The organism is Chitinophaga sp. RCC_12 (assembly GCF_041360695.1).
Lineage (GTDB): Bacteria > Bacteroidota > Bacteroidia > Chitinophagales > Chitinophagaceae > Chitinophaga.
This window is the reverse complement of the sequence record NZ_JBFUPS010000004.1, coordinates 229,631-249,995: the sequence shown is the minus strand read 5'-3', so window position 1 is coordinate 249,995 and position 20,365 is coordinate 229,631. Positions and strand designations below refer to the sequence as shown.

At 47.6% G+C, this 20,365-nt stretch carries 19 protein-coding genes; 8 read left to right on the top strand and 11 right to left on the bottom strand.

Annotated features, from left to right (window positions below; translation table 11 throughout):
• Nucleotides 1-8: 8 nt before the first annotated feature.
• From AB6805_RS14235 to AB6805_RS14210, 6 genes are all read left to right on the top strand, one after another.
• Nucleotides 9-1,205 (top strand): cation:proton antiporter, encoded by a 1,197-nt coding sequence (locus AB6805_RS14235; RefSeq protein WP_370910092.1) that lies wholly within the window; start codon nucleotides 9-11, stop codon nucleotides 1,203-1,205.
• 147 nt (nucleotides 1,206-1,352) lie between these two features.
• Nucleotides 1,353-2,390 carry an alpha/beta fold hydrolase gene (locus AB6805_RS14230; RefSeq protein ID WP_370910091.1) on the top strand — a complete coding sequence of 346 codons (1,038 nt, stop codon included), beginning with the start codon at nucleotides 1,353-1,355 and terminating at the stop codon, nucleotides 2,388-2,390.
• A gap of 33 nt (nucleotides 2,391-2,423) precedes the next feature.
• On the top strand, nucleotides 2,424-3,752 hold the full coding sequence (locus AB6805_RS14225) for a heme-binding domain-containing protein (protein ID WP_370910090.1): 1,329 nt from the start codon (nucleotides 2,424-2,426) through the stop codon (nucleotides 3,750-3,752).
• A gap of 97 nt (nucleotides 3,753-3,849) precedes the next feature.
• Nucleotides 3,850-4,869, top strand: a complete 1,020-nt coding sequence (locus tag AB6805_RS14220) for a sensor histidine kinase (protein WP_370910089.1) — start codon at nucleotides 3,850-3,852, stop codon at nucleotides 4,867-4,869.
• The gene (locus AB6805_RS14215; protein WP_370910088.1) at nucleotides 4,850-5,611 is read left to right on the top strand and encodes a LytR/AlgR family response regulator transcription factor; all 762 of its coding nucleotides are present in this window, start codon (nucleotides 4,850-4,852) and stop codon (nucleotides 5,609-5,611) included. The genes AB6805_RS14220 and AB6805_RS14215 overlap by 20 nt, the downstream gene beginning before the upstream one ends.
• A 120-nt stretch (nucleotides 5,612-5,731) precedes the next feature.
• Nucleotides 5,732-6,493: a DUF1223 domain-containing protein gene (locus tag AB6805_RS14210; protein WP_370910087.1), complete on the top strand. Its 762-nt coding sequence runs from the start codon at nucleotides 5,732-5,734 to the stop codon at nucleotides 6,491-6,493.
• 81 nt (nucleotides 6,494-6,574) lie between these two features.
• Here AB6805_RS14210 and AB6805_RS14205 read toward each other — a convergent pair whose 3' ends face one another.
• From AB6805_RS14205 to pxpB, 7 genes are all read right to left on the bottom strand, one after another.
• On the bottom strand, nucleotides 6,575-6,940 hold the full coding sequence (locus AB6805_RS14205; protein ID WP_370910086.1) for a hypothetical protein: 366 nt from the start codon (nucleotides 6,938-6,940) through the stop codon (nucleotides 6,575-6,577).
• Between the two features lie 143 nt (nucleotides 6,941-7,083).
• Nucleotides 7,084-7,500, bottom strand: coding sequence for a DoxX family protein (locus AB6805_RS14200; protein ID WP_370910085.1), 417 nt, complete (start codon nucleotides 7,498-7,500; stop codon nucleotides 7,084-7,086).
• Nucleotides 7,501-7,678: 178 nt separating this feature from the next.
• Nucleotides 7,679-8,695, bottom strand: a complete 1,017-nt coding sequence (locus AB6805_RS14195) for a hypothetical protein (protein WP_370910084.1) — start codon at nucleotides 8,693-8,695, stop codon at nucleotides 7,679-7,681.
• Nucleotides 8,696-9,041: 346 nt separating this feature from the next.
• A complete protein-coding gene (locus AB6805_RS14190; protein ID WP_370910083.1) occupies nucleotides 9,042-10,217 on the bottom strand; it encodes an NRAMP family divalent metal transporter in 1,176 nt (391 codons plus the stop codon).
• Nucleotides 10,214-10,954: a 5-oxoprolinase subunit PxpA gene (locus AB6805_RS14185; RefSeq protein ID WP_370910082.1), complete on the bottom strand. Its 741-nt coding sequence runs from the start codon at nucleotides 10,952-10,954 to the stop codon at nucleotides 10,214-10,216. Before AB6805_RS14185 ends, AB6805_RS14190 begins: the two co-directional genes overlap by 4 nt.
• Nucleotides 10,955-10,965: 11 nt before the next feature.
• The gene (locus tag AB6805_RS14180; protein WP_370910081.1) at nucleotides 10,966-11,961 is read right to left on the bottom strand and encodes a biotin-dependent carboxyltransferase family protein; all 996 of its coding nucleotides are present in this window, start codon (nucleotides 11,959-11,961) and stop codon (nucleotides 10,966-10,968) included.
• A 20-nt stretch (nucleotides 11,962-11,981) separates the two neighbouring features.
• On the bottom strand, nucleotides 11,982-12,695 hold the full coding sequence (gene pxpB, locus AB6805_RS14175; protein WP_370910080.1) for a 5-oxoprolinase subunit PxpB: 714 nt from the start codon (nucleotides 12,693-12,695) through the stop codon (nucleotides 11,982-11,984).
• Between the two features lie 85 nt (nucleotides 12,696-12,780).
• Here pxpB and AB6805_RS14170 point away from each other — a divergent pair, with 85 nt between their 5' ends.
• On the top strand, nucleotides 12,781-17,661 hold the full coding sequence (locus AB6805_RS14170; RefSeq protein ID WP_370910079.1) for a PKD domain-containing protein: 4,881 nt from the start codon (nucleotides 12,781-12,783) through the stop codon (nucleotides 17,659-17,661).
• Here AB6805_RS14170 and AB6805_RS14165 read toward each other — a convergent pair.
• On the bottom strand, nucleotides 17,647-18,426 hold the full coding sequence (locus AB6805_RS14165) for a hypothetical protein (protein ID WP_370910078.1): 780 nt from the start codon (nucleotides 18,424-18,426) through the stop codon (nucleotides 17,647-17,649). The genes AB6805_RS14170 and AB6805_RS14165 overlap by 15 nt on opposite strands.
• A gap of 175 nt (nucleotides 18,427-18,601) precedes the next feature.
• On the opposite strand from AB6805_RS14165, the gene AB6805_RS14160 reads away from it, so the two are divergent.
• On the top strand, nucleotides 18,602-18,781 hold the full coding sequence (locus AB6805_RS14160) for a hypothetical protein (protein ID WP_370910077.1): 180 nt from the start codon (nucleotides 18,602-18,604) through the stop codon (nucleotides 18,779-18,781).
• 26 nt (nucleotides 18,782-18,807) lie between these two features.
• Here the strand turns inward: AB6805_RS14160 and AB6805_RS14155 are convergent, their stop codons facing one another.
• The 3 genes from AB6805_RS14155 to AB6805_RS14145 form a co-directional block, all read right to left on the bottom strand.
• A complete protein-coding gene (locus tag AB6805_RS14155; protein ID WP_370910076.1) occupies nucleotides 18,808-19,152 on the bottom strand; it encodes a hypothetical protein in 345 nt (114 codons plus the stop codon).
• 58 nt (nucleotides 19,153-19,210) lie between these two features.
• On the bottom strand, nucleotides 19,211-19,681 hold the full coding sequence (locus AB6805_RS14150; protein ID WP_370910075.1) for a hypothetical protein: 471 nt from the start codon (nucleotides 19,679-19,681) through the stop codon (nucleotides 19,211-19,213).
• A gap of 61 nt (nucleotides 19,682-19,742) precedes the next feature.
• The gene (locus tag AB6805_RS14145; protein WP_370910074.1) at nucleotides 19,743-20,108 is read right to left on the bottom strand and encodes a hypothetical protein; all 366 of its coding nucleotides are present in this window, start codon (nucleotides 20,106-20,108) and stop codon (nucleotides 19,743-19,745) included.
• Nucleotides 20,109-20,365: the final 257 nt, after the last annotated feature.

Genomic DNA, 20,365 nt, shown 5'->3' with positions numbered 1-20,365 from the left:
TACCTGATATGAATGATTTGCTGTTGTCCATATCTAAAATGTGCCTGACCATACTGGCACTACTGCTGCTACTAAGAAGATTAAAGCAACCTTATTTAATCGCCTATATTTTTGCCGGGATACTGCTCGGTCCCTACGTCAGTAAAACGTTTACGCGGATCGACGAAATTGAAGCGATCGGCGAAATCGGGATCTTACTGCTGATGTTTTTCCTGGGAATGGAAATAGATATCCCGGACAAGCGTAGCTTATTGATGCGGCCCATGATTGCCCAGGGCATGAAAATAACCCTGAGCATCTTCTTCGCATTGATGACCGGGATGATGGCTCAATGGCCTATGATCAATACAGGCTTGCTGGCAATTCTCTTTATCTTCAACAGCACCGCAGTTGTCAGTGAATACCTGCGGACAAACGGAGAACTCCATACATTCTTCGGAAAAACAATCCTTAATATCTTATTGCTGCAAGACATCCTGCTTGCCCCGGTGCTCACATTACTGCAATTGGCGGCCCACCACAACAGCAACACCTCCCGTCTGATCATCCCGCTGCTGTTGACCATATTCCTGCTGCTTATCTTACGACGGATCAGGAACAACCGCAGGCTGATAAATCCTTACTTCATAAAGAATATGGAACAGGATCATGAGCTGCAGGTTTTCGCCGGACTGCTCATTTGCCTCGGCTTTGGCGCATTGGCATCGCTTTCCGGGTTAAGCAGCCCATTAGGCAGTTTTATTGCAGGCATACTGATCGGGCAATTAAAAGCGTTCAACTGGCTTGAAAAATCGCTGAAACCATTTAAGATTTTCTTTGTCGCACTATTTTTTATTTCCATCGGCCTCCGGTTCGATGTGCCTTTTTTTACGGATCATGCAAGGGTGATCCTCACCGGTACCCTGTTTGTCCTTTTCAGCAACAGCGTTTTGTCGGCCCTCGTATTCCGCTTGTTGAAATACAACTGGAAGAGCAGCTTTTACGGTGGCGCCATGCTTTCACAAACAGGAGAGTTCGGGCTACTGGCCCTTTCCGTAGCATTCAATCTGAAACTGATCGGAAGCGAACTTTATAAAACCGGGCTCGCCATCACCGCGTTGTCCCTCTTATGTTCAACACTCTGGATTTCCGTCTTCAGAACCCTTTTCTTTCATCCTAAAACTCCCGGGACCGGCAAGTTAATTAATCAAAATAGCATCGCCTGATGCACGCAAAGCAATAAACCCCGGCCAGCCCTATGTCTAAATGAGCCCCCATTTTGTCTAACTCACCCTGAAACCGGTTCCCGTTACCTGGTCCGGCTGGTACCTTTGTTTCGCCTGGGAGCACAAAAGCATCTGCAGGAACGTATTATGGAACCGACAAAAAAATTTAACCGCAGACATTTTTTAAGCGCTGCTGCTTTAACTTTCGCAGCAACCAAACTCTCACCCCTGCAGGCATTGGCCACTACGGGTCAAAAGGACCGGAAAACCAATCAGCCCCCTGCATCCTTTCAGGATGTCAAACAGGTCAGGGCCGGGCTGCTGGACGTTGGCTACGCTGAAGCCGGCCCGGCAAACGGCCAGCCCGTTATCCTCCTGCACGGATGGCCTTACGATATTCACAGCTATGCAAAAGTATCGGCCATACTGGCTGCTGAAGGCTACCGGGTGATCGTGCCTCATCTGCGTGGTCATGGTACCACACAGTTCCTTTCTGCCGGCACATTCAGGAACGGGCAGCAGGCGGCCGTAGCAAATGATATCATTTCGCTGATGGATGCACTCCATATACAAAAGGCCGTCATCGGCGGGTTCGACTGGGGAGCGCGCACCGCCAATATTATCGCGGCACTATGGCCGGAACGCTGCAAAGCAATGGTTTCTGTTAATGGTTATCTCATTAACAACCTGGCAAAAAACAAACAGCCCTTGCCTCCTAAAGCAGAATGGGGATGGTGGTACCAGTATTACTTTGCTACCGACCGTGGAAAACTGGGGTATACCGCCAATTGGTACGACTTCAACCAGCTGATCTGGAAAAATGTTTCTCCGAAATGGGATTTTGATGATGCCACTTATAAGTTGTCGGCCACCTCTTTCAATAACCCCGACTATGTTGCCATTGTTATTCATAACTACCGCTGGCGGCTGGGCATAGAACCCGGTGAAGAACAATATGACGCCATTGAAAAGCAACTGGCTGCAGCACCGGTTATTACAGTTCCATCGGTTACGCTGGATGGTGATGCCGACGGCGTTGTTCCCGCCGGTGATGGCTCAGCGTACGCTCGCATGTTTACCGGCAAACACGTGCACCGCATCATCAAAGGAGCAGGCCATAACCTTCCGCAGGAAGCGCCGGAAGCATTCGCCAAAGCGATCATCGAGGCGAACAGCTATGCCTGACACTGGAAATACATCTCAGCAAAAAAATAATTTATGAAGTTATCTTTCTGGAAAACCAGATCCGGCCTGGTAATAGCCCTGTTTATTTTAATGGTAACCGCCATGCAATTCATTGGTCAGCCGGTTCAAAACCACCCGGTTACGGCGCCTATTAAAGCGCCGGAGGAAGTACTGGGCATTCTTAAACGTGCCTGCTACGACTGCCACTCCAATGAAACTAAGCTTAGCTGGTATGATCATATTGCGCCGGTTTCATGGCTGGTAGCTGCCGATGTTACGGAAGCAAGGTCCCGGTTTAATTTTTCCACCTGGGATACACTCTCGTCTGCCGACCAGCAGGGGCGCCTCTGGGAAATGGTGAATATGGTGCTGACAGGAAAAATGCCATTGAGCACTTATACCGCTACACATCCCCAATCCAAACTTTCTGCAAAAGATATCACTGTTTTAAAGGAATATGTAACGGATATCAGCCCCTCAAAATACCACGATACAACCATTATCAGTGAAGCCGCCCGGGAGTTCCAACAATTCCGGCAACAATCCCTCCCACCAACAGGGAACCCGGTTGCCGCCAACGGGGTAGCCTATACGCCCGGCTACCGGGAATGGCAGGTGATCAGTACCACCAACCGGTTCGATAACCACAGTATCCGGGTAGTGTATGGCAATGCCCTTGCGGCAAAAGCCATCCGCGATAACCGGATCAATCCTTTCCCGGAAGGCAGTACCATCGTAAAAGTGGTGTGGAACAGCATAGAGGAAAAGAACGGTGATATTATCCCCGGTTCTTTAAACAGCGTGCAGATTATGACCAAAGACAACCAGCGTTTCGCGGATAGTGAGGGCTGGGGCTTCGCAAAATTCAACGGAATAGCGTTGAAGCCTTATGGCAGCACGCCTATGTTTAATACCACCTGTTTCAATTGCCATAAAATAGCCAGTGCGAATGATTATGTATTCAACCTTCCGTTAGTTAATAACGCACCTAAGCCTGCACGGGAGATGTTTGATGCAGGAAACCTGCATGTGATCACATCGTTTGCCAACAGGCAACAACAAACCATGTCTGTGCTGTATGGCAATACCGCCGCACAGCAATCTGCGCTTGCCGGTTACAAAACACATACCCCCGGTGAAATATTCCGGCTGGTAACCTACAAACAGGCCGGTAATAAATACTGGTACGGCAGTTATATCAATGGCGAAGTTCAAACCGTGGAAATGGTATCCGGTGATGCGGACAAACTGACTTATAAGCTGGAACGTGGCCACTGGCTGGTCAATAACGCCGGTGATAAAGTAGATGCAGCCGTCCGGATCAACGATATATTTTCCCAAAGGCCCTCTGTTTTCCCGTGATGCTTACGGGCAGGAATAAAAGAGGGCAACTAACTTTCCTAAATGCTAAGTTAAAAATCAATATTTTTAATTTAGCATTTAGATTGATTTCTTACAAATGGAAAAAACAGGGCTTAAAATATCACATGCAACGATATGGGTCAGCTCCATTGTTCTCGGACTGTTGTCGTCCGTGCCGCAAATTGCCGAGCACCATTTTCACTTAGCGGAAGCAGCTGTTAATGCAGGTATAACAGCCACATTCGCCGTGCTGATGTGGTACTTCAATATTTTCATGCTCTCCCGGCAGCCGGATGCTCCCCGGAAGCAGAGCATTTCGTATTCAAAATTGATAAGCAGCCTGTTATTTGGTCTGGTAGTGATGCTGGGCCTTGCGTGTATACAGCAGTTGATCCTGTCGCATATTAATTTTGGACCGGTGATGCTGATGGTGGAAGTAAGAGGTATCCTGATCAACCTGGTATTTTATATGTTCCTGCACCTGTTGCAGCAGAATTATGAAAACCAGCATGTGACGATGGAACTGGAACGTATTAAAAGTGATAATCTCAGCGCGCAGTATGAACTACTGAAGCAGCAGGTCAACCCCCACTTCCTGTTCAACAGCCTGAACACCCTGAAGGCTATGGTAGAAAGCGGAGAGCAGGAATCTGTTGACTTTATCATCAAGCTGTCCAACTTTTACCGGTTCACGCTTGAAAGCCGCAAACTTGACCTGATCCATGTGAGTGAAGAAATGGAAATACTCAACGCCTATCTCTTTCTGCAGAAAGCGCGGTTCGAGGATGGCTTTACCTTTGAAAGCACGCTGACCCCTGGCATATTGAAAACGCTGATTCCTCCCTTCACGTTGCAGTTACTGGTTGAGAATTGCATCAAACACAATATCGTTTCCCTGGAGAAGCCGCTGCGTATCAGGATCTATGAGGAAGATGACAAAATAATTGTAGAGAACCAGGTACAACAGAAAACGGGAGAACAAAATTCTCTTGGTGTAGGATTAAAAAATATTGACCTGAGATATCAGCACCTGCTGAACCAGCATATCGATATTGTGGCCGATGAAAAAGTTTTTCAAATCAAACTTCCGCTTATTCATGAACATTATCATCATTGAAGACGAACTTAAAACAGCAAAATCACTTGCGAATATTATACTTGGATTAAAACCCGGCGATAAAATTACCGGCCAGTATCAGAGTGTGGCAAGTTCCGTCAGCGCGTTGTCTGAGGGCCCCATGCCCGACCTTATCTTCATGGATATCCAGCTGGCCGACGGTCTTTGCTTCGAAATATTTAAGTCCGTAAAAATCACCTGCCCGGTGATATTTTGTACAGCTTATGATGAATATAGTCTTGACGCTTTTAAAAATAATGGAATAGATTATGTGCTGAAGCCTTTCTCCAAACAGGATATACAGGACGCATTGCGGAAGGTGGATGAACTGAAAAATTTCTTCCAGCAGAAAGCAGTTCCTGATCTCAGTGACCTGCTTTCAAAACTGGCGCCACCCAGCGGCAAGACCAGCTTTCTTATCTTTCAAAACCAAAAGTACAAAACGATAAATGTGGAAGACATTGCGTTCTTTTATATACGCCATGACGCCACCTGGATTATGTGTTTTGATAAGCAGCAGTATGTCATCAGCCAATCACTGGACCAGATCACACAGTCGGTATCTTCCCTGCAGTTTTTTCGCCTTAACCGCCAGTACCTTATTAATTTCAAGGCCATCAAAGAGGTGGAGCCCTATTTCCTCCGTAAACTTTATGTGAAACTGGTGATTGAAACACCAGAAAAACTGCTTGTAAATAAAGAAAAATCGCATAGCTTTCTCAGCTGGATGGAAGAACGCTAACCTTATTTTTCTCCCGGCCATATGTTCCCGGTTGAAAGCCGAAAATGTCCACCTGGTAGCTTTTTTGCTTACTTAAGCCATCAGCGGCCGGTACTTTTGAATAAAATAAAAATTCAAAAGATGAAAACAATAATGATGTCGGCGCTAGGCGCCGCAATGGCACTCACACTGGTTTCCGCGGTATGTGCAAACAGGAATACTACTCACAAAAAAACAGCTCCGGCCGGCAACGGCTTTGCCGTGCTGGAGTTGTTCACCTCGGAGGGATGCTCCAGTTGTCCACCTGCTGATGCCCTGTTAGCCCGTATCCAGGAGGAAGCCGGAAATAAGCCTATCTATATGCTGGCCTACCATGTGGATTACTGGAACCGGCTTGGCTGGAAAGATGTATTCAGCGATTCCCGGTATTCAAAGCGGCAATATCAATACAGTGAACAGCTAAACAGCCAGGTATACACGCCGCAGCTGGTGGTGAATGGCAAATCATCCTGCATAGGATCAGATGAAGCCGCAGTAACTAACGCAGTAGGCGACGCGTTGGCCAGCGCTGCTGAACAAACCCTGACTATAAAAGGGCAACTGCAATCCGGCAAGGCAAGTCTTGCTTACGAATTTACAGACAATGCCGCCAACAGCCGCCTGCTGGTCGCCGTAGTGCAAAAACATGCTGTCAGTAAAGTAACCAGGGGAGAAAACGAAGGCCGCGTGCTTTCTCATGTGCAGATAGTACGGGACCTTCACTCATTCGGCCTCGGAGCCAGGCAGGGCACTGTGCAGGTTAATTTATCCGGCGATTTTAATACACAGGAGTGGGAACTGATTGGTATGATCCAACATTCAGGAACAGGAGCTATTGAAGCGGTCACGCGTGCTTCCCTGTAATTACGCTCATTCAAAAGAAACAAGGGCGTCTCAAAAATAATTGAGACGCCCTCTTGTTTTTAAACACTTATACCTGCTGTTTTAAAAGCTGATTGTCACCGCCATATTAAACCGGTATTCGCCGTTGCTTTCCTTCCTGAAAATATAGGCGGAGTCTGAAAACGATGCCTTATAAATGGAGTCCCCGATTTTAATAGATTTAATAGACGTTCCAAAGGCTGGGCAAGGTATTACTTTCGAAACGCCTTTATCAACAATTGTCAGATCATAAGAATCTCTTCCCTGAAATTCATAGGCGGTAATAATACCTGACAGCTTATTTTCATGAATACTATGCATTTCAGCTTTAAACCGGGTAAAATTTCTATATAAAATAGTTCCTAAAATAGCTTGTGCCATCACCATAATGGCTAATAAAACTTTCATGGTGGGATTCATTTTCTCCATACAGATACTCCTTTTTCGGCGCAGAATAGGTCAACTAAGCGACAACAGCATGCTAATTTATCAATTTTCATTTAGAAAAAAAGCGGGTGTCTCAAAATTACTTTTGAGACACCCGCTTTTTTTATGCAAATGGTTTCAAATTTTTACATCTCATTGGCAAAGCCCGTCCGTTTTGAAAACTCCGCATTTAAACCCGGATACATCTTCCGGAACATTGTATAAGTTACACTTACCATCACAAACGCCACAACAGCGTCTACGGTTGCCGGTAACCCAAGTACGCTTAGTTTTGATGCAAAGGCAAAGACGATATCAAAAAAGATCCCGGCGAACACCCATTCCTTTAACCGGAGCAGCTTACCAGGAGTTAAAAGAACGGCTACACCGGACAGCTTGAAAATACCAAGCAGGTATATAAAATGTGAGGGGTATCCCAATTGCTGCGTTATTCCCCATACAATTGGATTTCCGGTGATTTCAAAAAATCCGCTTGCTCCAAACCACAACGAAGTGAGCACGGTTCCTATCCAATAAATTGTTGTTACAGTTTTCTGTGTCATGAGAATTTGGTTTATGTTATCAATGACACAAAGTTGTAACAGGAAGAAGGAATAGTCCAGGTAATTTGAGGTGAAGCGGACAAATGGAAAGGCTGATTAGACAATACAGGGTGTAAAAAAACTGGTTAAAGCCGGGTATCTCTAAACGATTACCTGGCTTTAATTGCTGCCTTTTCAACTAACGCTTTTCAACAGCCGATTTTAATTTCAGAATCTCCTGTTCATGCCGTTTTAGCTGTGCATCCTGTTTAAGAATATACAAAGTCAACTCCTCTACCTTCTGCAGTAGTTTCCTATTCATCTCACCCAAATCCTGCCCCTGCTCTTTTACCTCTTTTTCTGAAGGCATATCCGGCAAATGTTTATGTTGTTTAATAAAGGCATCTACGTCAGACAAAGCCGGTAAATCATAATCCGGTGCAAACACAAAATCAGGCCAGGCAGTATAGGCCTTCACTTTTATCCTGGTAAAAATAGCGTCGCCATTCACTGCCAGTTTGTATCCCTTCGTATCAGTGGTGCCGATGCCTACATTTCCGTTAGTGGCGTTCTGAGCGCCGGCCAGGATAATATCTCCATTGGATTTGAACAATAACGGCGCATAATACCCCGAACCTTGCCTCACTGCGTAAAATTCCAGTGTAGGCCCGGTAGCATCTCCGCTAAAGTAACCATCCTTCCTTAAAGACGCTTCCCAGAGAAAGGGTTTACCAGTTGCAATACCGGTGGTAGTTTTTACAGTGAATTTTAAATCCATATAAGCGTTGGCGTCTCCATCGCTCAAAAAGTTTACGCCTCCTCTCGTGGCGCCCATATCTATCGCCAGCTTGTCTGCGATAGGCGCCATTCCAATTCCAACATTACCATTGCTGGTGAATGTCCCTTTCAGATTCAGGTTGCCATTGCCATCCAAAAACATCACCTGGTCTGTATCGGTTGCATAATCTATTGCACCATTATCATGAGCGAGCCAGCGAAATCTGAAATTGGTAGTCTTTAAACCGGTCATGCCAAAATTGATGGAGGCGCTGCTTTGGTAAATAAACCCGGACCTGAAATTGCCGCTGTATAACCCGGTAGTGATCGTATTGGCGTAAGCGTTTGGGAAATTCAATGTACTGAATGTATCTGTTTGGGCTTTTACAGGAAACCATGCACATAACAAAATCAAAAAACTGAGGAAAACTCTGGTCATAGGGATTAAATTACATTATATTAAAAGCATTAACATTTAATTTCTTGTCCGGGTAAAACATTGTGAAATCAAGGCACAGAATGGGTATAACATCGCACAGTAACTTATCAAACCAAACAGGTATACCTCAAAAAACGGGAAAATCCGGGTTATAACTCTTACGGGTAACACTTTACTTTTCCAGGTATATTTCGAACGGTAAGGAACGAATTTTCATAAATGTTTCAAATATGGTATAAAGAAAGCACAATACAAAATAGTGCAATTTTGCGAATGTTCAAATCTCTTTTAATACTTTTCAAATTATACACCTCATTGCATAAATTCAAGCCTCTTGTCAACTTATCTACTTCACCCAATCCGCAATCGTAACCCCGCCAAGATACCCCATAACAAGGACCACCAGCCACCCTGCCAGCTGCATCCATACAGGATGCCGGTAATGTTGCAATAACCTTGCGCTGCCTGCCGCCACCAATACCACCGCAAGCGCCACCGGCAATATAAGACCGTTAAGCGCGCCTGCCATCAGCAACAGCTGCACAGGGTTGCCGGCTATTACAAAAACAACAGTGGAAAAAAGTATAAAAACGCTGATAAACCAACGCTCATTCGCCGCAATAAAAGGATGAAATGTTTTCAGAAAAGAAACAGAAGTATAAGCCGCGCCTACCACAGAAGTAATAGCAGCGCTCCACATTACGATACCAAAGAAACGGTAACCGATCTCCCCTGCCGCGATCCGGAATACAGACGCCGGAGGATTACCACTGTCGAACACCGCGCCCTGTGTGATAATACCCAATGCCGCCAGGAACAATAAGACGCGCATAACAGCGGTAATAACAATGCCGCTTACGGCACTGCGGTTAACAAACCGTACCTGTGATGTTCCGCTGACGCCAGCGTCCAGCAGCCGGTGTGCGCCGGCAAAACTAATGTAACCGCCAACGGTTCCACCCACAAGCGTAACAATGGCTTTGGTATTAATTACTGCGGGCCATACACTTTGCCGCACCGCCTCCACCATTGGCGGATGGGAACTGATGGCTACGTACAAGGTAAGCAGCACCATCAGGATGCCGAGCCAGCGCGTAAACTGATCCAGCACATTGCCGGCCTCCTTCATCCAGAAAATAAACAGCGCGATACCACAACTCAGCAACGCACCATAAACAGTATCCATACCGGTGAGTACCTGTAACCCCAATCCACAGCCGCCTATGTTGGCAATGTTAAAGGCAAGTCCGCCTGTTACCACCAAAGCCGCCAGTACATATCCCAGCCCTGGCAACAGCGCGTTGGCAAGATCCTGCGCGCGGTACCCGGAAACAGTGAGGATACGCCAGATATTCAGTTGCGCACCGATGTCGAGCAACACCGATATCAATATTACAAATCCGAAAGACGCCGCCAGTTGCTGCGTAAATACCGTTGTTTGTGTCAGAAAACCGGGACCAATGGCGGAAGTAGCCATGAGAAAGGCTGCGCCAAGCAGCACGGAAGATTTTTGTTTACTCAAGGCCGTTGTATAGTTAATTGATGATGATGTAATGCAGCATGAATGGTGCGCGCAAATTCGACAGCATGTGCGCCATCGCCGTGAATACAGATGGTTTCAGCCGTCATCGGAATCGTATGCCCGTTAACGGTAGTTACCTTTTGGTCAGCGACCATCTGCAATACCTGGGCTATTACCTGCTCCTCTTTTTCAATAAGCGCGTTGGGCTGTGTGCGGGGAGTGAGTGAACCGTCGTCCTGGTAGGTCCTGTCGGCAAATACTTCGCTGGCTGTTTTAAGTCCGGCCTCCCTGGCGGCGGTAATAAGCCAGCTGTTACTAAGACCGAAAAAACAAAGCCGGGAGTCCACATCTTTCACTGCTTTAACAATCACGCGTGCCATAGCTGGAGACTTAGCCGCCATGTTATACAATGCGCCATGCGGCTTTACATGCCGCATAGTGGTGTCGAGCGATTTGCAAACCAGTTGCATGGCATACAGTTGCGTGGTAACCAATTCATACAATGCATGATCTGAAAGCTGCTGTTCTGTTCTGCCGAAATGCTCTTTATCTGCAAACCCCGGGTGGGCGCCAATAGCCACGTTATGTTCAAGCGCCAGCGTTGCCGTTCGCAGCATCGTATCATGATTGCCGGCGTGGTAGCCGCAGGCAATATTGGCGCTGCTGATAAAAGGCATAATAGCGGCATCGTTGTCCAAACCCTCTCCCATGTCGCAGTTGAGATCTATATAGTGCATAGTGATGATGATTAAACAGGCTGCTGTTGCAACCACTCCTCCAGTCGTAATTTACAGGCATTTTGAAGAAAGAGCAAGTCCTGCTCCTGTTTCCACAACAAGGCCAACGCCTTTTTTTCCTCCGTCATGCTGAAATGAATCTCCTGGTATGGCATGCGTTGCGAAAGGGAAGGCATATCCGCGGTTATCACGTGCGCCAGCCGCCCATATCCACCGGTGGTTTGATGGTCGGCCATCAGTATAATGAGTTGCCCGTCCGGCAATAACTGGATGGTGCCCCTGGTGGTACCGGCAGATAGCTGTTCCTCCAGCGGCTCAGTAGCCAGTGCCGGTCCGCTTAACCGGAACCCCATCCGGTCGCTTTGTTCTGTTAAGGTGAAGGCGGCGTTGGTAAATTGCTGACGGGTATTCTCGGATAACAGGTTCCATTGAGTGCCCGGCAATGCATGTATAATGCCGTTTTTGGTATAAAGATGGCTTACATCAGCGGTCCATGGCAATGCTACAAACTCTTTGCCCTGGAACCACGACGGGGAAATATTGCCCGGCCGCAGGTGGAGGCGGTCATTTTTTTTCAGCGGCCGGCCATCAAACCCGCCGGCGCCTGCCTTTAAATGGGTGCTGTAGCTTCCCAGCCAGGGCGTCAATGCCAATCCTCCCCGTACTGCCAGATAGCACCGCGCACCGGAAACAGGCTTGTTAAAACGCAACACCGCTTGTTTGCTGACCAGCACCGGCCGGTTAATATCGAGGGGCCTGCCATTGACGATTGCGCCGAAATCAGCGCCGGATAAGGCGATCATGGCTTCTGTATCAAACAGGAAAGCAGATGCCGGAAAGTGCAGTTCAATAGCCGCTTCGGTAATGTCGTTCCCCACCAGGCTGTTGGCAACCGCCAGTGCAACGCGATCCATAGCCCCGCCCGGGTTAATGCCCAGGTGCTGATAACCGTACCGCCCTGCATCCTGGATGGTATCCAGCAATCCTTGTTGTATTACCTGTATCAATGTTTTCTGGTCTTAATGTGTCAAATATAATGGGTCATCTCCCGGAAATCTTCCAGTGATACCGGCATAAACTTCACCTGGTCGCCAGGTTCGCAATAACAAGGGGTTTCCGCAGCGGCGTCAAATAACCGCAAAGGGGTACGACCAATAATATTCCAGCCCCCCGGCGATTCCTGCGGATAAATACCGGTTTGCACACCGGCAATACCTACACTTCCTGCCGGTACCCTGAGCCGGGGCTGCTTTAACCGGGGCGTAACCAGCAAGTCGTGAACGCTACCCATGTAGGGAAAGCCGGGCAGAAATCCCAGCATATACACCGTATAGGTTTGTTCCGTATGCAGTTCGATGACATGCTCCGGGGAAACTTTTTTGCTCTCCGCCATCGCATGCAGGTCAGGTCCGAGGGAAGGATGATAACATACAGGGATCTCCAACAGGCGGGGTGGCGGGCTGGCAGTGATTTCCGCTGCCCCGTCCAGCGTTGCCGCAATCAATTCCCGGATCTTTTCACCGGCGTAACTATGCTGTTGACGATACAGCACCACCGCATCATATACCACCGTCAGCGAGGCATAGGCCGGAATGAGATCCAGGATGTAAGGCAGATGCAGCTCCCGTAGCCGCCGGAACGCCTGCATCACCTGGCCATGAATATCCCCGCCGATCTGTTGTTCCCATTCGATAATAACAGCCCGGTCGCCCAGGGAAGATATACGGTAGCTCTTGTGCATATATTTATGAAGATAAAATAACTTTAAAACATTATGGTACATTGCTGTTAATACCGTAATTTCAGGGTACATAACATATCTATGAATGCACCTTTTTAGCCTGGCAAAGCTTAAATTGGGTCCATCACTACTTTTATTGCTATTAGCGGATTGTTTTATTTTTTCGGGAGTAAAGGCACAAATCAAAGCAGACTTCAATGCTTCATCAACCAGCGATTGCGAACTGCTACTAACAACATTTAGTGATAAATCGACAGGCCAGCCTGTATCCTGGCAATGGGACTTTGGTAACGGTTATACCTCTACTGAACAGCACCCAGGGGCTACCTATGTCAAACCGGGTGTGTACACCGTGTCCCTCACCGTGAAAGATGCAGCCGGACAATCTTCTACCATCACCAAAACAGGATTTATTACAGTAAGATCTAAGCCCAAAGTGGACTTCACGGCTACCAATGTAACCGGCTGCGCGCCTTTGCAAACCACCTTCACCGATAAATCAGACCCGGTAAGCGGCACCCTGCTCACTTATACCTGGGACTACGGAGATGGAACTACCGGCACCGGCAGCACCAGCACACATACTTATCAGCAGGCAGGAAAATATCCCGTAACACTCATCGTTACCAACAGCTATCAATGCACCAGCTTTAAATTGGTAGATACGCTGGTAAGGGCATCCCCTCCTATTGTGGCCGGTTTTACGGTCGCCGATAAAATATTCTGCAGCGCACCCGCCATTGTGCAGCTCACCAATACCTCCACTGGTCCCGGCCAACTGGCCTATAACTGGACTTTTGACGACGGAAGCACCTCTTCTTTAAAAGATCCCGGCACACATACTTTTACCAGCAAGGGCCTTCATTCGGTTACACTGACGGTGACCAACGAACTGCATTGCAGCTCGGTTAAAAAAGCAGCCGATATTAACGTAGCCGCCTATACTACCGACTTCACCTTTCCATCTCCCGTTTGTTCCAATACGCCGGGCATTTACAGCGGTGTATTTGCTACTACCGGTCAGCTCAGTGTAGCCTGGGAGATCAACGGTCAACCGGCTTTAAATAACCCGGATAATACTACCACCTACACCCCGCCTGCTACCGGTCCGTTACATGTTAAACTAACCGCTACCTACGGCAAATGTGTGGATGTAGCAGAAAAAACACTGGATGTTAAACCATCACCAGCTGCCAACATCGCTGTAACCGTTCCCCTTTTCTGCAACCTGCCGGCTACCGCCACGTTCACCGATAACGCCCCTGCGGCCGCTGCCTGGAAATGGGATTTTGGCGACGGGCAAACCGCTACCACGCAACACCCCGCACATACCTATGCTGCAGAGGGCAACTACACCGCTACATTGCTAACCACCAGCAAAGATGGCTGTATGGCTACCACCAGCAGCAGCTTCGATATATCTCCGGTAAAAATAACCGCAACAGCAAAAGACAACAGCGGTTGCGAAGGACTAACGGCCAGCTTCAGCGCCGCTACCAACAATGCAGACGTCATTAAAACCTACCTGTGGGATTTTGGCGACGGCAGTCCCGCATCGGCATTGGCAACTCCTGCCCATCAATACAATAATGCAGGCATCTATACAGTTTACTTAACCTATACTACCGTCAATGGCTGCACGGGAAAGGTACAGACCGTGAATAAGGTAGAAGTATATAAGAAACCGGTTCCTGATTTCGTTTCACCAGATGCGCCGAAAATATGCGGTAATAATCCCGCTGCATTTAAAGACCAGTCAGATATTGGCGACAGCTGGCGCTGGGACTTTGGAGACGGAGCAGCCGGCGCCGGCAAAAACACCACGCATAGCTATCAACGCCCCGGAACGTATGATGTGCAGCTGGTAGTGGGTAATCACACCTGCTATGATACTATTGCGAAAAAGGAATACATTACTGCTACCAATCCATTCCCACGGTATGCGATACGGCCGGTGGATTGTGACAAGCGCACCGCCATCGTTTTCGAGGATCATTCTTTAGGAGCGGAATCCTGGGAATGGGATTGGGGCGACGGTACCGATACGGCCTATCGTAAGGCTACGGCTACTTTAACACACGTTTACCCGGGCAGCGGTACTTACCAGGTAGTGCTGACGACGAAAGACAGTCACTGTACCACGCATGAAGGATTGATGGTAACCGTGATCGCGCCATCTCCCGTAGTTATCAGCACAGATAAAACTACTTTATGCAGCAATGAGTTGCTGAATGCGGCTATTACCAGCTACAACCCTGCTATATATAAAGCGTCAGGCTACAAATGGCTGGCGGATGGCATCGACCAGAGCGATCCCGACAACCAGCAAACATTCATCTACAAAGATCTTCCTCCAGGTAAAAAACTGATACAATTATCAGCCGAAAACCTGCAGGGCTGTATAGACCTCAGTAACATTATACCCGTAAACGTTCGCGGACCTGTTGCCGGGTTTAAACTGCCGGCCGCAAAATGCGCCGGCACCGAACTCACTTTCACGGATGTTACCACTACGAAATACAGTGCAGGTATCAGTCAATGGCAATGGGATTTTGGCGATGGCACCCCGGTAGCAACTTTTACAAAAGGACCCTTCGTACATACCTACGGGCAGCCGGGCAATTACAACCCGATGCTGAAGGTAACAGATAAAGAGGGTTGTGTAAGCTATGGTTATGACAACACCCTCCAGGTAAAAGGCCCCCACGCTGTATTCGACGCCAGCAGTTATCTTGTAAAACCAGGTACAGATGTATTCTTCTATAACAAATCCAATGAAACCGGTGGCACTATTACCAGTGTAAACTGGAGCTTTGGAGACGGGCATACTTCTGCCGCCACCGGAACAGTGGTAAACAACTACACGCTGTCGGGAACCCACCAGGTAGTACTGCGCGTGAAGGATAACAATGGTTGTGAAGACAGTGCCAGGAAACAGGTAAGAGTGTCTGCTGTTGGTGCAGCCTTTACCCATAGCGCTATTTTTGCGAATGGCGGCAGTTGCGCACCTATGATCTTCTTCTTTACCAATACTTCCCTCAGCTATATTTCCAGCCATTGGAGTTTTGGTGATGGCACCACTTCTACAGAAGCGGATCCCATTCATACCTATACGGAACCCGGACGTTATGAAGTGATACTAACCGCCCGGGGTGAAGCCGGTGTAACAGATCAATACATTGATACCATAGAAGTTAAAGGCCCCTATGCCGCTATAATAGCCAGTTCTGACGGCGGCTGCCTGGAAAAGGAGATCCGGTTTAACGTGGTTAGCAAGGGTACACAGGATTTCAGCTGGGATTTTACAGATGGTATTATCCTTCATACCAACGACCAGGTGGTGACGCATGTTTTTAAAACGCCAGGCATTTATCAGCCGAGGCTGCTCCTCACTGATGCAGCCGGTTGCAGGGGCAGCGCACTGCTGCGCAACCCGATTGTTATTGATAAACTTGATGTGCAGTTATCACCCACGCCGGCTATCCTTTGCGGTAAAGGAACGGTTACTTTTAATCCTGTATTCAACAGTTTTTCGATTGATCAATTAGGGAAGCCGGCTACCTATCAGTGGGACTTCCATCCCACATTGGTGCCCTCCAATGAAACTACGGCCACACCGTCTTTCTTTATCCCCGCACCGGGTAAGTATGATTTTAGTCTTACTACCACTACCGCCTATGGTTGTAAACAAACAGTAACTACAAACGTAAACGTATATACGAAGCCTGAAGCCAGCATTGCCGGACCTGATAAAGTGTGTGTGGAATCGCCGGCCAGCTTCACCGGCAGTGCTGCCAACGATAATGGTCTCACCTGGGAATGGAACTTTCATAACGGGCAAACCCCTGCCGGCAGTAAACCTCCGCAACAGGTGTTCTCTCAGCCTGGTCCGGTAGATGTGTCGCTTATTGTTGCCAATAAAGACGGATGTACAGATACGGCCCACCACCTGCTCAACGTGCAGCCTTTACCCAATGCAAAGGCCACCTCACTGAGTGAATTTATCTGTTTACATAATACCACTGTGCTACAGGCTTCCGGAGGCACCAGTTATGAGTGGACACCCGTAACAGGGCTTAGCAACCCGCTGACCGCCAGCCCTGCGGCAAGTCCTGATACCAATACCACCTACCACGTGAAAGTAACAGACAGCAATGGATGCGTTAACACAGATCAATTAACGCTGCAGGTAATCCAACCCTTTAAGGTAACGGCCACACCGGATACCTCCCTGTGCCTTGGCGCAGTACTGCCATTATACGCTTCCGGGGCCGACTATTACAAATGGGAAGGCAGCGGCCTGGCAAATCCAAATGCAGATGCCACCACGGCTACCTTAACGAATACAGGCAACTATACCTACACCGTAACAGGCTATGACAGCAAAGGATGCTTCTCCGATAAATCATCCCTGCAGGTAACCGTAGCGCCCCACCCATCGGTAAATACAGGACCCGACAGGAATGTTCCGGCGGGCACTCCGGTACATTTGACCGCCGCCGCAAGTAACGATGTAGTCAGCTATAAGTGGTCGCCGCAACAGGACCTCAATTGCCCTGGCTGTGGCAGCATACAGGTGATTCCCAATCTTACCACCATCTATTCCGTAGAAGTGGAAAACCGCTATGGTTGCAAAGCAACAGATGATGTTACCGTACACGTTCTGTGTAACCAGTCCGCCGTTTTTATGCCCAACGCATTTACGCCCAACCAGGATGGTCAGAACGACCGCATTTATCCTAAGGGAAAAGGCGTAAAAGAAATTGAATACCTGCGCATCTATGATCGCTGGGGAAAACTGGTATTTGAAAAAACACATTTCCAGATCAATATACCTTCCGCGGGCTGGGATGGCCGGATAAACAATACAGCGGCCGCTTTTGGAAGCTATATTTATTACATGCAAACCATCTGCGAAAACGGAGAAAAATTTGAATTCAAAGGAAGCATTTTACTGGTGAAGTAGTCGTTCTAAACCTGGAGCAGCTACCACCATCATCTTCATGGAGCTGTATGCCCCGTCCAACAACCGGTACGGCCGTTCGTTTACCATCTGCACAAACTCAATACTAAGCGCCAGGAACAACGGGAAAGGGCTGTGCGGAGAAACGCTGGCGGTAAGCGTCAACGGCGCGGTAAAGCGGCTATCCAGCAGCAATGGGGTACTGCTTACTTCGTCGCTTTCAAAGCGCGCTCCGGCAAAATCAATCGCACTCACTCCGCAGGTAATGATGACATGTGTTGCGCCGCGGGGAGCCTGCACCTCCTTTGCCGGCAGGAAAGGTGGTATTACAATGGTTCCCTTGCCGGTATCACGATCAATGGCGGCCGTTAGAGGTGCATAAAAAGAAGTATTCATCACGCGCTCCGTATTGAATTCAAAATGCTCCAGGATCTTTATATCGCCATCCATCACGTTGCGCCATCCGCGCTCACTGGTCGCATCAGCCTTTATCACCTTCAGGAATTCCCGGAGGAGGCGGGGTGTAACGCCACCATCAGCTGCGTTCCTTATCATATTACGGAAAGCGGTGCGAAGCAGTTTCCCGGCCCTGCCAGCCCTGCCAAATTCCCAACTATTTTCCCTGCTGCGCTGGAAGGCAGGGTCTGTGGCCACCCGGGCGCCCGGCACACCGGATCTTTTTCTGACCACGTAACCATGTTTGGTTTTATAAAATGATAAATTTTCGAGTGGGCCAGTAAATTGCAACAATCCATCTTGTTTGCTCATAGTAAAGTGTTTTCGTTAGAAGAAAGGCAATTTAGGTAGCTATGCCTGTCAAGCTGCGCCTGTTGATCAACCAGGTACTATGCGAAGTTCTTTACCGGCGGGCAGACGTAAAAACAAACCCGCCGCTTTTGCCGCTTTTTGTCACATTTTGCCGGAAATGGTTGGGGCATAGTGTATGGGGAGTGCATGGGAAGTCCATTGGAAGGGCATGAGGAGTGCATGGGGAGTGCATGATAACCGTATAGATAACGCAGGATATACGCAGGGATCAGGCATGGCTGAAGCAGGTGCTTTCCAACCCGCACTCCTGTCACTGGCAGGCGCAAGAAATGGTAAAGTTCCTGGTAATAAATGAATGGTTTCAGGGCTGGGAGCCCCTTCTTACTCGCCAAAAGTATGGATCACCTTCGGCTCACCATTCCTCGTAATGTCGCTGATCAATGCGCTGTCGCCGGGATAAAATAAGCGCTTCCCGGCGCAGGTATGCAACCCACAGGGCCAGCAGGAAATTATGTTCTGTTGGATATTGATGTAATCCTCTCCCCTGTAGCTGACCAGTGTTACACTCCCGCCCTGCTTAAGCGATACAAAGCTGTCGATGGCATGTTTCAGCCAGGGTAAATTCGCCACAGGGTTTTCCACATTACAGGCGGTTGGCTTCTTCCTGTCTTTCTTACAGGCTGCTACTAACAATGCTGCAGCTAAAATACAGTAGATAAATCTCATAGGGTTGCATTTTTTCATTAAACGTTTTTATCCTGCATAAAGTTACATGTTATTAAAGCTAACGCACGGTAATGCCATAACGCATACCATTACCGGCCATCGGTACAACCAATTGCACTTCCATTCCATTCAGCGTATAGTCTGTAATATATACCGTGTTACCGAATACTTTACTGGTCGACTTCACCTTATACCCCTCTTTCAATAATTGTTGTTGAACGGTTTCCAGGTCTTTTTTATAGATAGTGTTGTAGGTTATTGTATTAGGCCTGTCAGAATACAATATTTTTTCCATAGTTAATGTTCCACCCTCCTTTTTCAGTTCATAAGCATGGTATGTATACGGCTCCTCCGGCGGCATTCTTTTATTGGCCAAAACAAACTTCTGCTGATCCTCCATCTCTATCCTGAAAGCGTCCATACTCATTTTATTCATCTGCCTTAACTTTTCAAGACTAAAGCTTTGGGCAAAGGTACTTCTGCCTAGTAACAATAAAATGATAACTGCAATCGTCTTTATTTTTCTCATAACGTCTTCTTGAGTTTAATTTGCTTCCGGTTCATGCATCAGCGCTTCCGGAAAACTATAGTTATGCTTCAATAATTTTCCAGGATGTAACACTATCATCTTTACCAAGTGCTTTTTTCAAATACTGCTTAATGAAATCAGCCAGGGCGTCCAGATTTTCCGGATCATGCTCCCAGGTACAGTACTCGCTTGCTTTCCAATCTACCAGGCTCATGCCGTCTTTTTCAAACGTATCCAGATCCCATTGCTTTAATTGTATAACGGGATCATTGGTAAAAGGATAATATACATTCAACATATCCCAGGTAAGCTGTAACCAGTACTGAGGAGCTGTTGCGTGCTCAAATGTAATGATGCACTTCGTGTTTCCGTAAATCGCGAAATCCATCACTTTTTGCAGGTATTCCCTGATGTTTATTTGTTCCATATTCTTTGCAAAAGCAGGCAGTGTTTATATACCGGCGCTGTTTTAAATCTCAAAGTAACCATCACACGGGCCATAATAAATACCTGCTTTCAGGTATTTATCTGCCGGTAAAACTGTACTACTTTTAATTGTCATGAAAAGTCAATACCAATATACGCTTGCAGAAATTATCAAAATGAAATAATTGATGAACCAAAATAATCTATTTAAGATAGTATCGCTGCTAATAAGCAGCTTTTTTTATTTTACTTCGTGCG